The organism is Clavibacter zhangzhiyongii (assembly GCF_014775655.1).
GTDB classification, from domain to species: domain Bacteria; phylum Actinomycetota; class Actinomycetes; order Actinomycetales; family Microbacteriaceae; genus Clavibacter; species Clavibacter zhangzhiyongii.
The window spans coordinates 493,320-507,449 of record NZ_CP061274.1 but is presented as its reverse complement, the minus strand read 5'-3'; the positions used below and the strand labels follow the sequence as shown (position 1 = coordinate 507,449).

Below are 14,130 nucleotides of genomic sequence, written 5' to 3'. Positions count from 1 at the left end.
TCCCCGCGTGCACGACGGCCTCCCGGCGCTCGACCCGGTCGAGGTGCGCGGTCCGATCCGCACCCCGCGCCTCGTCCTCCGCCCGTTCGGGCCGGACGACCTGGTCGCGGTCGACGAGTACGCCGCCGCTCCCGGCGCCCGGCCGCACCTCGCGGGATCCGCGTCCGACGCCGCCCGCATGCTGGCCGACCGCGTCCGCTGGACCCGCCTCGCCGGCGTCGGCGACCGCCTGGCGCTGGCCGTCGAGCTGCCCGCCCAGGGCCCGCGGCCCGCGCGCGTGGTCGGCGAGGTCCACGTGCTCCTGCACGACCCGGCCGCCCGCCAGGCCGAGGTCGGCGTCGTCCTGCACCCGGACGCGCGGGGGGCGGGGTTCGCGCGGGAGGCCGCCGACCGGATCCTCGAGCTCGTGTTCGCCGAGGCGGGCGTGCACCGCGTCGCCTCCCGCGTCGACGCGCGGGACGCCGCCGCCCTCGGGCTCGCCGCACGCCTCGGCATGCGCCGGGAGGCGCTCCTCGTGCACGACCGGTGGGTCGAGGGGGCCTGGGCCGATACCGTGGTCGTCGCCCTGCTCGACGTCGAGTGGGCGGCTCGCCAGAGCCTCGACGGACTGTAGGAGGACCGCGTGACCTCGACCCCCGACCCCCGACCGGTGGCCCCCGTCCTCGACGACGACGATGACGACGACCTCGACGAGCTGGACGAGCTGGATCCCCTCGTCACCGCGGCCCGGCGCCGCACCGCCGAGGAGCGCCCGCTGCGGGTCGCCGCGCTGGCCCTCGTCCGCGACCGCCGCGTGCTGATGGTGCGCGTCGAGGGCCAGGACGTGCTCTACCTGCCGGGCGGCAAGATCGAGCCCGGCGAGGGAGCGCGGCAGGCGCTCGTGCGGGAGGCCGCCGAGGAGGTCGGGCTCGAGATCGACCCGGCGAGCATCGAGGACCTCTTCACGGTGCTCGAGGAGGCCCACGGCGCGCACGCCGGGCGGATGGTGAGCATGACCGTCTACCGCGCCGAGCCGCGCGCGGGCACGCGGCATGAGCCCGTGGCGTCGGGCGAGGTGGCCGAGGTGGAGCTCGTGACATCCGCGGACGCGGACCGCTGCCCACCCGCCGGCCGGGCGGCGCTCGAGCGCCTCGTGGCGCTGCGGCTCATCGACTGACGGCGTCGTCCCCGGGGGCGACGGCGTCGCGCGCGGCGGCGTCCGCGGCGTCGGATCCCGCCGCCAGCTCGGCCGCGCGGGTCGCCCGCACCTTGCGCCGCTGGTCGACGAACGCGACGACCGCCACGAGGGTCGCGATGCCGCCCGCGACGAGCGTGCCGGTGACCTCGCCCACGCCGTCGACCTGCACGGCGGCGACGAGGATCGCGACGGTGAACGCCGCCATGACGACGCCGACCGCGAGGATGAGCCAGGACAGGAGGCCCTTCGCGCGGGCGTCGGGGGTGCGGGTGGCCATGCGCCCATCCTCCCACGGCGACCGCGGCGCCCCCGGGTCCCGCTGCCGGTGCATCCGGTGGGAGGGGGTGACGGCGAGCGCGAGCGGGCGTAGCGTCGGAGGCGTCCCATCCACCGAACGAAGGAGCGCGAATGAGTGCAGACGACAAGGCCCAGAACACCGGCGACAAGCTCGCGGGGAAGGCCGAGGAGGCCTTCGGGAAGCTGACCGGCGACGACAGCAAGGTCGCCGAAGGCGAAGCGAAGCAGGCCGGGGCAAGCGCCAAGCAGGCCGGCGAGAACGTGAAGGACGTCTTCAAGAAGTAGGACTTCCGGAGGGACGTCCCTCCTGAGAGGCGAGGGGCCGGGTGCCGAGCATCCGGCCCTTCGTCATGTCCGCCGGCGGAGCGCGCGGTGTCGTCCGACAGGGCGCACGGCGGTCCGGGGGCTCAGGCGGCCGGGTCCGCGTCGGCCAGCGCCCGGAGCGCACGTCGGTCGGGCTTGCCGGACGGCAGCGTCGGCATCTCCTCGACGCTGCGGACGACGGTCGACCCGGCGACGCGGCCGAGGCGCTCCCCCAGCTCACGGCGCACGCGCTCGGCGAGCAGCGGCTCCCCCGCGCCGGGCACGAACACCACCGGCCGCTGACCCCAGCCCGGGTGCTCGCCGGGCACCGCGACGGCCTCGCCGAGGCGCGCGTCCCAGCCCGCGAGCGACCGCACCGCCTCCTCGACCGCGGCGAGCCGGAGCTTCTCCCCGCCGGAGATCACGACGTCGTCGAGCCGGCCGGTGATCCGCAGCACGCCGTCGGCCAGCTCGCCGCCGTCCCCCGTGCGGTACCAGCGGCGGCCGTCGTGCTCGCCGAACGCGGCGTCGGTCGCGCCCGGATCGCCGAGGTATCCCTCCGCGAGCATGGGCCCCGCCAGCTCCACCTGCCCGTCGACCACGGCGACCTCGGCCGTCGCGACCGGCACGCCGTCGTAGACGCACCCGCCCGCGGTCTCGCTGGATCCGTAGGTCCGCACCACGCGCCAGCCGAGCGTCGCCGCGCGGTCGACGAGCTGCGGCGGCGTGGCCTGGCCGCCGACGAGGATCGCGTCGAGGCGGGCGACGGCGTCCCGGATGCGTCGGGCGTCACCGTCCGCGCGTCCCGAGCCGCCCTCCGCCGCCTCGACCAGCCGGTGCAGCTGCGTCGGCACGAGCGACGTGAACCGGGCGACGCGCGCGTCCATCGACGCGGCCGACTCCGCGAAGGCGCGCGGGTCGAAGCTGCCGGGCGCGAGCACGACCGGCGCCGTGCCCGCGGCGATGGAGCGCACGAGCACCTGCAGGCCGGCGATGTAGTGGGTGGGGAGCGCCAGGATCCACTGCCCGGGCGCCCCGAGCGCCGTCTGCGAGGCGGCCGCGCTGGCGAGCAGCGCGTCCGCCGACAGCGCCACGCGCTTCGGCCGCCGCGTGGTGCCGGACGTCTCGACCACCAGCGCGACGCGGCGCTCCACCTCGTCCGGCGGCGGCGGGCCGTCGCCGGCAGCCGCATCGACCGGCCGGGCGAGCAGCGCAGGGCCGTCGCCCGCCAGCGCTGCACGCAGGAGCGGCACCACGTCGGCGCCCGACGCGGTCAGGCGCTCGAGCCGCCTCACGACGCCCGGCCCCGGCGGGTCAGAACTGCCACGGGAACGGCGACCAGTCGGGCGCGCGCTTCTCGAGGAAGGAGTCGCGCCCCTCGACGGCCTCGTCCGTGCCGTAGGCGAGCCGCGTCGCCTCGCCCGCGAAGACCTGCTGGCCGACCATGCCGTCGTCCACCGCGTTGAAGGCGTACTTGAGCATGCGGATGGCGGTGGGCGACTTGCCGAGGATCGTCTCGGCCCAGTCCAGCGCGGTCGCCTCGAGCTCGGCGTGCGGCACGACGCGGTTCACGGCGCCCATCTCGTACATGCGCTGCGCGCTGTGCTCCTCGGCGAGGAAGAACACCTCGCGCGCGGACTTCTGCCCCACCTGGCGGGCGAAGTACGCGGATCCGTACCCGCCGTCGAACGACCCGACGTCCGCGTCCGTCTGCTTGAAGCGGCCGTGCTCGGCCGAGGCGATCGTGAGGTCGCAGACCACGTGCAGCGAGTGCCCGCCGCCGGCCGCCCAGCCGGGAACGACCGCGATGACGACCTTGGGCATGAAGCGGATCAGCCGCTGCACCTCGAGGATGTGCAGGCGTCCGGCTCGCGTCGGGTCGACCCCCTCCGCCGTCTCGCCCTCGGCGTACTTGTAGCCGTCGCGCCCGCGGATCCGCTGGTCCCCGCCGCTGCAGAACGCCCAGCCGCCGTCCTTCGGGCTCGGCCCGTTGCCGGTGAGGAGCACGACGCCGATGCGCGGATCCTGCCGGGCGTCGTCGAGCGCCTGGTGCAGCTCGTCGACGGTGCGCGGCCGGAAGGCGTTGCGCACCTCCGGGCGGTCGAAGGCGATGCGCGCGATGCGGCCCGTGAGGTCGTGGTGGTACGTGATGTCGGTGAAGCCCTCCGCGAGGGGGACGTCGCGCCAGCGGGTGGGATCGTGGATGTCGGAGACCTGCTTCACCATGCGTCCAGCCTAGGCGGCGACCCGCCGGGCGCCCGCGGGTGCGAGGCTGGATCCATGCTCCCCGCCCTCGACGACCTCCTCGCCACCGCCCGCGTCGTCGCCCTCCCCCTCCGCACGCGCTTCCGCGGCCTCGACGTGCGCGAGGCCGTGCTCCTCGAGGGCCCGCTCGGCTGGACCGAGTTCTCGCCCTTCGTCGAGTACGACGACGCCGAGTCCGCCGCCTGGCTCGAGGCCGCGGTCGACTTCGGCTGGACCGCGCCGCCCGCGCCCCTCCGCGACCAGGTGCTCGTGAATGCGACGATCCCGGCCGTGGACGCGTCGCGCGTGGCCGAGGTGCTGGCGCGGTTCCCCGGCTGCCGCACCGCGAAGGTCAAGGTCGCCGAGCGCGGCACGACGCTCGCGGACGACGTGGCGCGCGTCGCGGAGGTCCGCCGCCTGCTCGGCCCCGAGGGCCGCGTGCGCATCGACGCGAACGCCGCCTGGAACGTCGACGAGGCCGAGCACGCGATCCACGCCCTCGCCGAGCACGACCTCGAGTACGTGGAGCAGCCGTGCGCCTCCGTCGAGGAGCTCGCGGAGCTGCGGGGCCGGATCCACCACCTCGGCGTGCCGATCGCCGCCGACGAGAGCGTGCGCAAGGCGGAGGACCCGCTGCGGGTCGCGCGGGCCGGCGCCGCCGACCTGCTGGTCGTCAAGGCGCAGCCGCTCGGCGGGATCCACCGGGCGCTCCGCATCACGCAGGACGCGGGCCTGCCCGTCGTCGTCTCCAGCGCCCTCGACACGAGCGTCGGCATCGCGATGGCCGCGCACCTCGCGGCCGCGATCCCGGAGCTGCCGCACGACTGCGGCCTCGGCACCGTCTCGCTCTTCGTCGAGGACGTCGTGGCCGAGCCGCTCGTGCCGGTCGACGGCCGGATCCCCGTGCGCCGCGTGACGCCGGACGCCCGGCTCCTCGACGCCCACGCCGCCGATGCGGACCGCCGCGACTGGTGGCTCGCCCGGATCCGCCGCACGCACGCCCTGCTCGCGACGCGCTCCTGAGGCGGCCGCGCGCCTACAGCCCGCTGTAGGTGTGCAGACCCTTGAAGAACACGTTCACGACGCCGAAGTTGAACATGACGGCGGAGAACCCGATGATGGCCAGCCACGCCGAGCGCGATCCGCGCCAGCCGCGCGTGGCCCGCGCGTGGATGTACCCGGCGTAGAGCACCCAGATGATGAAGGTCCAGACCTCCTTGGTGTCCCATCCCCAGTAGCGACCCCACGCGCGCTCGGCCCAGATGGCGCCGGCCATGAGCGTGAAGGTCCAGAAGATGAAGCCCACGATGTTGAGGCGGTAGGCCATCGACTCGAGCGTGACCGAGTCGGGCAGCGTCGCGAGGAAGCGCATCCGCACGGCCTGGGCGTCGGCGGCGAGCGACTCGCGGCGGAACTGCAGCAGCTGCACGCCCGAGAGCGCGAACGCGAGGGCGAAGAACCCCGTGCCGAGCGCGGCGACGAAGACGTGGATCACGAGCCAGTACGACTGCAGCGACGGCGGCAGCGGCGCCACCTCCACGCGGTACTGGACGACGGCGACGCCCAGCAGGATGAGGATGAGCCCGGTGACGAATGTGCCGAGGAAGCGCAGGTCGCGGCGCGTGAGCACGATGAGGTAGACGCTGAGGATGAGCAGCGTGCCCGTCATGGCGAACTCGTACATGTTGGCCCACGGCACGCGCGAGGCGGCGAGGCCGCGGAGCACGGTGGCGACGGCGTGCGCGACGAACCCGACGACGAGCAGGACCATGGCCGCGTTCAGGCTGAGGGATCGACCGGCGGCCACGGGCGCGTCCGGCCCGGTCGCGCGGCGGCCATTCGCACCCGACGCGGGCTCGCGCTCCATGGTCGCGGTGCCGCCGCCGCGGCGCGCGGCGGTGGCGCCGACCGCGGAGGGCTGGCGGGCCGCGGCGGTGGCCGCGTCCGCGACGAGCGCCGAGCGGCGCGCGAGGTCGAGGGCGAACGCGATGAACGCCGCCGCGTAGAGGCCCATCGCGACGAGGAGCGCGATGAGGGAGACGTCGTCGAGCATGGCCGTGTTCACGAGTGGAGCCTAACTTCCGCTTCTGACATCGCGCCCGGCTGGAGGCCGGCCGCGTGCTTGTCCGCCAGGGCCGCGACGGCGGCCTCGAGGGTGGGGTCCTCGCCGCGGGCGAGGCCCGCGTACTCGAGGGTGGTGGATCCGTCGGCCTGCGGCACCGCCTTGACCCACACGCGCCGACGCGGCACGAACAGGGACGTGAGCAGGCCGCCGAGGATCAGGATCGCGAACAGCAGGACCCAGCCCTGCGTCGGGTCGTGGTGCACGTCGAACGACACGAAGCGCGGCACGGAGTCGAGGCTCACGGAGCCGAGCCCGTCCGGCAGATCGACGGTCTGTCCGGGCGCGAGCTCGATCGACGCGACGCCCGTCTTGCCGCCCGTGAGCTGCGTGAGGTCCCCCGTGTCGAGCGTGTAGACCGACGTGGGCACGCCGCCGTCGATCCCGAGGTCGCCCGTGTAGACGTTGAGCGTCAGCAGCGGGTTGTCGAGGTCGGGGTAGGACGAGAAGAACGGCGCCTTCTCCGCGCCCTGCGTCGGGTAGAAGAAGCCCAGCATGCCGACCTGCTCGCGCAGCCCGTCCGGCACCTTGACGACGCCGAGGGAGGTGAGCTTGGCGTCCTGCGGGAGGAACGGCACGTCGGCGCTGTAGACGACCGCGCCCTCGGGATCCCGCACGGTGACGTGCGGCGCGTACCCGTTGCCGAGCAGGTACATGTCGGTGCCGCCGATGGCGAGCGGCGCGTTCACCTTCACCTCGCGGTCCTGCGGCTGGCCGCCGGGCACGTCGGCGGTGACGTCGGCCGTGAAGTCGAGCGGCTGGCCGATGGCGTTCGGGTTCTCCTGCTCGTACTCGACGTGCAGGGCGTCGAGCTTCACCCGGTAGGGGGTGAGCGCGGAGTCGTCGAAGAACCGGCCCGGGTTGAACGAGTCGAACGTGGAGAGCGTGTTGACGAAGGACTGGCCCTCCACGAGCACCTTCTGCCCGGAGTAGCCGAATCCGCCGCCGATGCCGACCGTGACGAGGATCCCGACGAGCGCCGAGTGGAAGACGAGGTTGCCGGTCTCGCGCAGGTAGCCGCGCTCCGCCGAGACGGACAGCACGCCGCCGGCGGCCGAGGCGTCGTCGACGAGGACCGTGCGGTAGCGCTGGCGCTTCAGGAGCGCGCGGGCCTGGCGGACGGCGTCGACCGGATCCGCCGTGGTCGTCCGCGTCGTATAGCCGGCGAGGCGCGACAGGCGGGCGGGCGTCTTCGGCGGGGCCTGGCGCAGCGCGTCGAGGTGGTGCTTGGCGCGCGGCACGACGCAGCCGATGAGGCTGATGAACAGCAGCAGGTAGATGGAGGAGAACCACACCGAGCTGTAGGTGTCGAACACCTGCAGCCCGTCGAGGACCGGGTAGAGGTCGGGGTTGTCGACCCGGAACTGGGTGACGCCGTTCGGGTCGGAGCTCCGCTGCGGCACGAGCGATCCCGGGATGGCCGCGAACGCGAGCATGAGCAGCAGGAACAGCGCGGTGCGCATGCTGGTGAGCTGCCGCCAGAACCAGCGGAGCGTGCCGACGAAGCCGAGCTTGGGCTGCGTGATGGGCGCGCCGTCGTCGGAGGACGGACGCTGCGCCGGGCGCGGCGCGTCGACGTGGTCAGATGGCCGGGACATACGAGGCGATCACCCCCTGGAGCTGGAGCATCCACGCCGACCAGAGGCCGGACACCATGAGCAGGCCGATGAGGATGAGCAGGGCTCCCCCGATGAGGTTGACGGTGCGGATGTGGCGACGGAGGAAGCCGACGGTGCGCGTCATCCAGCCGAGGCCGAGGGCCACGAGCAGGAAGGGCACGCCGAGCCCGACGCAGTAGGCGACGCCGAGGAGCACGCCGCGGCCGGCGTCGGCCGAGGTGAGGCTCATGGAGATGACGACCGCGAGGGTCGGGCCGATGCACGGCGCCCAGCCGATGCCGAACACGACGCCGAGCAGCGGAGCGCCCGCGAGCCCCGTGGCCGGCCGCCACGAGCTCTTCACCTGGCGCTGCAGGAACCCGAGCCGCCCGGTGAAGACGAGCCCCATGACGATGAGGACGACGCCGAGGATCCGCGTGATGAGGTCCTGCCAGCGCATCAGCCAGAACCCCGCGGTGGCGGACACGAGCGTGGTGACGATGAAGACCGCGGAGAACCCGAGCACGAAGAGCGCGGTGCCGAGGAGCAGCCGGCGACGCGTCGCGGATCCGCCCTTGGCCTCGGCCATGCCGCCGATGTACCCGAGGTACCCGGGCACGAGCGGCAGCACGCAGGGCGACGCGAACGAGACCAGGCCCGCGAGCAGCGCCAGCGGCACGGCGACGAGGAGTTGGCCGGAGAGGGCGCTCTGGATCTGGTCCACCTAGCCGGCCGGCTCCGCGACGGTGTCGGAGACGAGCGTGCGGAGCACGCCGGGGTCGATCTTCCCGAGCACCCGCGACGCGACGCGGCCCTGGCGGTCGAGCACGATGGTGGCGGGCACGGCGTTCGGCGCGATGGTGCCGGCGAAGGCGAGCTGCATGCTCGTGTCCTCGACGTCGAGCACCGAGGGGTACGTGATGCCGTAGGTCTTGTCGAACGAGTCCACGTTCGGCCGCTGGTCGCGGGTGTTCACGCCCAGGAACCGCACGCCGTCCGGCGCGTGCTCCTCGCTCGCGGCCTGCAGGTCCTTGGCCTCGAGCCGGCAGGGCGGGCACTCGGCGTACCAGAAGTTGACGACCGTGACGGCGCCGCGGTAGTCGGCGGAGGAGATGTCGGTGCCGTCCGAGAGCGTGCCGGAGAAGTCGACGGGAGCCGCCCGCTCCGCCAGCGGGACCTCGGTGAAGGTGCCGTCGCCGGCGATGTACCTCTTGTTGTCGCCGGCGCGGAACTCGGCGGCGAGGGGATCCTGCGTGCAGCCGGTCAGCGCGACGGCCGCCAGCGCGACGGCGGCGACCGCGGTGAGCGCGGCACGGCGCGGGCGTCGGAGCGCGCGCATCAGACCGCGCCCTCGTCGACCGCGAGCTCCGTGAGGCCCGCGGCGGCGTCGATGTAGCCCGTCTCGACGAACCGGTCGCCGACGCGCTCGACGGTGGTGATGCTGGAGAGCGCGCACCGCCGCTTGCGCGGATCGTGGAAGAGGCGCTCGCCCGCGAGGGACAGGTGCACCATCCAGATGGGCAGCTGGTGGGTCACGATGACCACGTCCCCGTCGGGGACGGAGCGGTGGGCCGCCTTCACGGCCTCGGCCATGCGGGCGGCGATGGAGCGGTACGACTCCCCCCAGCTCGGCCGGACCGGGTCGACGACCAGCGGCCAGAGCCGCGGCGAGCGGGCGATGCGCGCGGGCGAGGGGAAGCGCGACCCCTCGAAGCGGTTGGTGGGCTCGATGACGCGCTCGTCGGTGGCGACCTCGAGGGCGAACCGCTCGGCCCAGGGGGCGGCCGACTCCTGCGCGCGCTGGAGCGGGGACGCGATGACCCGGTTGACGGGGGCGCCCGACTCCTCGAGGGCCCGTGCGGCGGCGTCCGCCATGCGGTGGCCGAGGTCGGAGAGGCCGTATCCCGGGATGCGTCCGTAGAGGACTCCGTGCGGGTTGTGCACCTCGCCGTGACGGACGAGATGGATTCGTGAGGCGACCACGCGACAAGTGTAGGTGGCGGGCAGATGTACAACCGCCGAGCATCCTGCGCAAGCCCCTGCGCGAATCATTAGCCCCCAATACGATTGGGCACACCGGCGGGGGCCGGCCTCTCGGGACTGCACTCCGGTCGGATGTTACATGCGTATACGAACGTTTGGGCCCCAAAGGAATCGCACGCTAAGTTAGGTGCTCGAGGTCGTGATCCGGCCTCCGGGCGAGAGCCCCGTGGACCACGGGACCTCGCAGAGACCCCCGTCTAACGGACGCGGGCCCGCATGACGATGCCGTCCGGGACGGCGCGGAAGGAACGGGCACCATGACGATGACACCGACCAGGCCCACGGCCACCGACAGCACCAGCACCGACTCCTCCCTCGACCAGGTCGAGGCCGTCGGCCCGGTCGATCCCTATGCGGACTCCGACCTCCCCGAGCCCTCGCTCGTCACCCCCGGTGCCAGCACCGACGCCGTCAAGGACTACCTCCGCCAGATCGGCCGCGTGCCGCTGCTCACCGCCGAGCAGGAGGTGACCGTCGCGCGCCGCATCGAGGTGGGCGTCCTCGCCCAGGAGGTGCTCGACACCCGCACCGACCTCACCGCCGCCGAGCGCCGCGAGCACCAGACGCTCGCCCAGGACGGGATGCGCGCCAAGCAGCACCTCGTCAACGCGAACCTCCGCCTCGTCGTGAGCATCGCCAAGCGCTACACGGGCCGCGGCCTGCCGTTCCTGGACCTCATCCAGGAGGGCAACATGGGCCTCGTCCGGGCGGTCGAGAAGTTCGACTACCAGGCCGGCTTCAAGTTCTCGACGTACGCGTCGTGGTGGATCAAGCAGTCGATCACCCGGGGCATGGCCGACACGAGCCGCACCATCCGGATCCCCGTGCACACGGTGGAGCACATCAACCGCATCAACGCCGTGCAGCGCGAGCTCGCGGTGGAGCTCGGGCGCGACCCCTCGATGGAGGAGATCGCCCGCGAGTCGGACACGCCCGTCACCAAGGTGCGCTACCTGCTCGACCGCGCGCAGGAGCCCATGTCCCTGCAGGTCCTCGTGGGCGGCAGCGGCGGCGACGGCGACACTGAGATGGCGGACCTCATCGAGGACGCCGACGTCACGCAGCCCATCGACGTGGTGACGCAGCAGCTCATGGCCGCGCACGTCACGCGCCTCATCGACGGGCTCGCCGAGCGCGACGCCGAGGTCGTGCGGATGCGCTTCGGCCTCGCCGGCCTCGAGCCCCGCTCGCTCGCCTTCGTCAGCCAGCAGCTCGGCGTGACGCGCGAGCGCGTGCGCCAGATCGAGAAGAAGTGCCTCGCGAAGCTCCGCATCCCGGAGCTGGAGACGTACATCCGCGGCTGATCGTCACGCCGCACACGAGGGCCGTCCGCGCATGCCGCGGGCGGCCCTCGCGCGTGCGGGGAGGGTCGGACGCGGGTGCGCGGGGACCTGCGTTCCTGCGGATCCGCCGAGTGGAACGCCCACTAGCCATTAGTGCGCATACATTCGATGTCCACCCATCGGCGGCGCGCATCCACGTCGCCAGGACACGAAGCGGCTCGACGACGAGCCGCGATGAAGGAGGAGCCATGGCTCTCACGCAGACCGCACCCGGTGCGACCCACGTCCCCGGCATCAGCTGGTCCCCCGTCGCCGCAGGACTCTGGGTCGCCCGCCGCGGCGACGAGTTCGCCGGGATGTCCGAGGAGAGGTGGGGCGTGGGCTTCCACGTCACCGACCGCCTCGGCCGCGACGTCGGCGACTACCCGACGCTCGCGGAGGCGCGCGGCGCCCTGGGCTGATCCTCTCGCCGCGGCCCGCGACGGACGTCGACCCGATGGGCGGACCTGCCCGTACGGGCGGGCCGCGGACGGCGGGGCGACGACCGACCCGGGCCTAGGGTCGATCAGGTGCCCGCCTCCGGAACGACCCCGACTCCTCCCGCCCCCGACGACCGCGCCGACGGGTTCGTGCGGGTGCGCGGCGCCTCGGAGAACACGCTCCGGGACGTGGACGTCGACATCCCGCGCGACCGCATCGTCGCCTTCACGGGCGTCTCCGGATCCGGCAAGTCGTCGCTCGCCTTCGGCACCGTCTACGCCGAGGCGCAGCGGCGGTTCTTCGAGTCGGTCGCGCCGTACGCGCGTCGGCTGATCCGCCAGGAGCAGACGCCGCACGTCGAGAGCATCACCGGCCTGCCGCCCGCGGTCGCCCTGCAGCAGCGGCGCGGCGCGCCCAGCACGCGCTCCACGGTCGGCACCGTGACGACGCTCTCCAACTCGCTGCGGATGCTGATGTCGCGCGCCGGCGCCTACCCCGCCGGGCAGGGGCGGCTCGACTCCGACGCGTTCTCCCCCAACACCGCGGCGGGCGCCTGCCCGGTCTGCCACGGGCTCGGCGTCGCGCACACCGTGACCGAGGCGTCGCTCGTGCCGGACCCGTCGCTGTCGATCCGCGACGGCGCCATCGCCGCGTGGCCCGGCGCCTGGCAGGGCAAGAACCTGCGCGACATCGCGATCGCGCTCGGGTACGACGTGGACGTGCCGTGGCGCGAGCTGCCGCAGGAGGTGCGCGACTGGATCCTCTTCACGGAGGAGCAGCCGGTGGTGCAGATCACGCCGCAGCGCGACCGCGTGGCGAAGCCGTACAACGGGCGCTTCTGGAGCGCGCGCTCCTACGTGCTGCACACGCTGGCCGACTCGGCCAGCCCGCGGCTCCGCGAGGCCGCGCTCGCGCACATGGTCTCGGGCACGTGCGAGCGGTGCGGCGGGAGCGGGCTCACGCCCGAGGCGCTGGCCGTGACCTTCGCGGGGCGCAGCATCCAGGAGCTCAACGCGCTCACGCTCGCCGACCTGGCCGACGCCATCGCGCCGACGGACGGCATGGGCGACGTGGCCGTGACCATCACGACCGACCTCGTGGCGCGCCTCGTCGTGCTCGTCGACCTCGGGCTCGGCTACCTCAGCCTCGGGCGCGTCACGACGACGCTCTCGCCCGGGGAGATGCAGCGGCTCCGGCTCGCGACGCAGCTGCGCTCGGGCCTGTTCGGCGTCGTGTACGTGCTCGACGAGCCGTCCGCGGGCCTGCATCCGGCCGACGCCGAGCCGCTCCTCGAGGTGCTCGAGCAGCTGCGCGACTCCGGCAACTCGGTGTTCGTGGTCGAGCACGACATGGACGTCGTGCGGCGGGCGGACTGGATCGTGGACGTGGGGCCGGGCGCGGGGCAGGCGGGCGGGTCCGTGCTGTACTCCGGGCCCGTCGCGGGGCTCCGGGACGTGACCGCCTCGGCGACGCGCCCGCACCTCTTCCCCGACCTCGCGCCGCCGCGCGCGGAGCGGACGCCGCGGACCCCCACCGGGAGCATCCGGGCCACGGGCGTGACGCTGCACAACCTCGTCGACCTCGACGTGGAGATCCCGCTCGGCGTGATGGTGGCCGTGACGGGCGTCTCCGGATCCGGCAAGTCGACGCTCGTGAGCCGCGTGCTGCCGGACCTGCTGCAGGCATCGCTCGCGCCCGACCGCGTGGTGGTCGAGGCGGCGGACGACGCGGACGCGGCCGACGACGCGTCCGGGCCGGCCCGCATCGCGCGGGTGGAGGGCGCGGAGGCGGTGGACCGGCTCGTGTCGGTGGACCAGCGTCCGATCGGGCGGACGCCCCGCTCGACGCTCGCCACCTACACCGGGCTCTTCGACGCGGTGCGCCGCACCTACGCCGCGACCGACGAGGCCCGGGCCCGCGGCTACGGCGCCGGCCGGTTCTCCTTCAACGTCGCGGGCGGGCGCTGCGAGACCTGCCAGGGCGAGGGATCCGTGACCGTCGAGCTCCTCTTCCTCCCCGGCTCCTACGGGCCGTGCCCCACCTGCCACGGGGCCCGGTACGAGCCGGCGACCCTGGAGATCGCCTACCACGGGCGCTCGATCGCGGACGTGCTGGCGATGACGGTGGACGAGGCGCACGGCTTCCTCGCCGACGTGCCGCTCGCCGCGCGCGCCCTCGCCACCCTGCGCGACGTGGGGCTCGGCTACCTGCGGCTCGGCCAGCCCGCGACGGAGCTGTCCGGCGGCGAGGCGCAGCGGATCAAGCTGGCCACCGAGCTGCAGCGCGCGCCGCGCGGCCACACCCTCTACCTGCTCGACGAGCCGACGACGGGGCTGCACCCGGCGGACGTCGTGCTCCTCCTGCGCCAGCTCCAGGGACTCGTCGACGCGGGCAACACCGTGGTCGTCGTGGAGCACGAGATGGACGTCGTGGCGGACGCCGACCGGGTCATCGACCTCGGGCCGTCGGGCGGCGACCAGGGCGGCCGGATCGTCGCGCAGGGCACCCCGCGGGAGGTCGCGGGGACCGCGGGCAGCCGCACGGCGCCGTACCTGGCCCGGCGGCTCGCCGCGTCGTGACCCG

At 74.0% G+C, this 14,130-nt stretch carries 15 protein-coding genes; 7 read left to right on the top strand and 8 right to left on the bottom strand.

Going from position 1 to position 14,130, the window contains the following annotated elements; translation table 11 throughout:
• Nucleotides 1-7 precede the first annotated feature (7 nt).
• Both H9X71_RS02560 and H9X71_RS02555 read left to right on the top strand, forming a co-directional pair.
• Nucleotides 8-613: a GNAT family N-acetyltransferase gene (locus tag H9X71_RS02560; RefSeq protein ID WP_191148179.1), complete on the top strand. Its 606-nt coding sequence runs from the start codon at nucleotides 8-10 to the stop codon at nucleotides 611-613.
• A gap of 9 nt (nucleotides 614-622) precedes the next feature.
• Entirely contained in the window at nucleotides 623-1,156 is a 534-nt protein-coding gene (locus tag H9X71_RS02555; RefSeq protein WP_191148178.1) for an NUDIX hydrolase, read from the top strand.
• Here the strand turns inward: H9X71_RS02555 and H9X71_RS02550 are convergent.
• The gene (locus H9X71_RS02550) at nucleotides 1,146-1,454 is read right to left on the bottom strand and encodes a hypothetical protein (protein WP_191148177.1); all 309 of its coding nucleotides are present in this window, start codon (nucleotides 1,452-1,454) and stop codon (nucleotides 1,146-1,148) included. The genes H9X71_RS02555 and H9X71_RS02550 overlap by 11 nt on opposite strands.
• A gap of 131 nt (nucleotides 1,455-1,585) precedes the next feature.
• On the opposite strand from H9X71_RS02550, the gene H9X71_RS02545 reads away from it, so the two are divergent.
• Nucleotides 1,586-1,759 (top strand): CsbD family protein, encoded by a 174-nt coding sequence (locus tag H9X71_RS02545; protein ID WP_191148176.1) that lies wholly within the window; start codon nucleotides 1,586-1,588, stop codon nucleotides 1,757-1,759.
• A 122-nt stretch (nucleotides 1,760-1,881) separates the two neighbouring features.
• Here H9X71_RS02545 and H9X71_RS02540 read toward each other — a convergent pair whose 3' ends face one another.
• Nucleotides 1,882-3,072: an AMP-binding protein gene (locus tag H9X71_RS02540; protein WP_191148175.1), complete on the bottom strand. Its 1,191-nt coding sequence runs from the start codon at nucleotides 3,070-3,072 to the stop codon at nucleotides 1,882-1,884.
• A 19-nt stretch (nucleotides 3,073-3,091) separates the two neighbouring features.
• Entirely contained in the window at nucleotides 3,092-4,003 is a 912-nt protein-coding gene (locus H9X71_RS02535) for a 1,4-dihydroxy-2-naphthoyl-CoA synthase (RefSeq protein ID WP_191148174.1), read from the bottom strand.
• A gap of 54 nt (nucleotides 4,004-4,057) precedes the next feature.
• Between H9X71_RS02535 and H9X71_RS02530 the strand changes: the two genes are divergently transcribed.
• The gene (locus H9X71_RS02530) at nucleotides 4,058-5,044 is read left to right on the top strand and encodes an o-succinylbenzoate synthase (RefSeq protein ID WP_191148173.1); all 987 of its coding nucleotides are present in this window, start codon (nucleotides 4,058-4,060) and stop codon (nucleotides 5,042-5,044) included.
• Between the two features lie 13 nt (nucleotides 5,045-5,057).
• On the opposite strand, the gene ccsB is transcribed toward H9X71_RS02530, so the two are convergent.
• From ccsB to H9X71_RS02505, 5 genes are read right to left on the bottom strand one after another with little or no spacing between them, the layout of a single operon-like run.
• A complete protein-coding gene (gene ccsB, locus H9X71_RS02525) occupies nucleotides 5,058-6,086 on the bottom strand; it encodes a c-type cytochrome biogenesis protein CcsB (RefSeq protein WP_244961732.1) in 1,029 nt (342 codons plus the stop codon).
• Nucleotides 6,083-7,741: a cytochrome c biogenesis protein ResB gene (gene resB, locus H9X71_RS02520; protein ID WP_191148172.1), complete on the bottom strand. Its 1,659-nt coding sequence runs from the start codon at nucleotides 7,739-7,741 to the stop codon at nucleotides 6,083-6,085. The genes ccsB and resB overlap by 4 nt, the downstream gene beginning before the upstream one ends.
• Entirely contained in the window at nucleotides 7,725-8,465 is a 741-nt protein-coding gene (locus H9X71_RS02515; RefSeq protein ID WP_191148171.1) for a cytochrome c biogenesis CcdA family protein, read from the bottom strand. Before H9X71_RS02515 ends, resB begins: the two co-directional genes overlap by 17 nt.
• Nucleotides 8,466-9,080 (bottom strand): TlpA family protein disulfide reductase, encoded by a 615-nt coding sequence (locus H9X71_RS02510; RefSeq protein WP_191148170.1) that lies wholly within the window; start codon nucleotides 9,078-9,080, stop codon nucleotides 8,466-8,468.
• Nucleotides 9,080-9,724 carry a histidine phosphatase family protein gene (locus H9X71_RS02505; RefSeq protein WP_191148169.1) on the bottom strand — a complete coding sequence of 215 codons (645 nt, stop codon included), beginning with the start codon at nucleotides 9,722-9,724 and terminating at the stop codon, nucleotides 9,080-9,082. The genes H9X71_RS02510 and H9X71_RS02505 overlap by 1 nt, the downstream gene beginning before the upstream one ends.
• A gap of 317 nt (nucleotides 9,725-10,041) precedes the next feature.
• On the opposite strand from H9X71_RS02505, the gene H9X71_RS02500 reads away from it, so the two are divergent.
• The 3 genes from H9X71_RS02500 to H9X71_RS02490 all read left to right on the top strand — a co-directional run bounded on the left by H9X71_RS02500 (nucleotide 10,042) and on the right by H9X71_RS02490 (nucleotide 14,126).
• Nucleotides 10,042-11,088 carry a sigma-70 family RNA polymerase sigma factor gene (locus H9X71_RS02500; protein ID WP_191148168.1) on the top strand — a complete coding sequence of 349 codons (1,047 nt, stop codon included), beginning with the start codon at nucleotides 10,042-10,044 and terminating at the stop codon, nucleotides 11,086-11,088.
• 227 nt (nucleotides 11,089-11,315) lie between these two features.
• Entirely contained in the window at nucleotides 11,316-11,528 is a 213-nt protein-coding gene (locus tag H9X71_RS02495) for a hypothetical protein (protein ID WP_191148167.1), read from the top strand.
• A 108-nt stretch (nucleotides 11,529-11,636) separates the two neighbouring features.
• Nucleotides 11,637-14,126: an excinuclease ABC subunit UvrA gene (locus H9X71_RS02490; RefSeq protein ID WP_191148166.1), complete on the top strand. Its 2,490-nt coding sequence runs from the start codon at nucleotides 11,637-11,639 to the stop codon at nucleotides 14,124-14,126.
• Nucleotides 14,127-14,130: the final 4 nt, after the last annotated feature.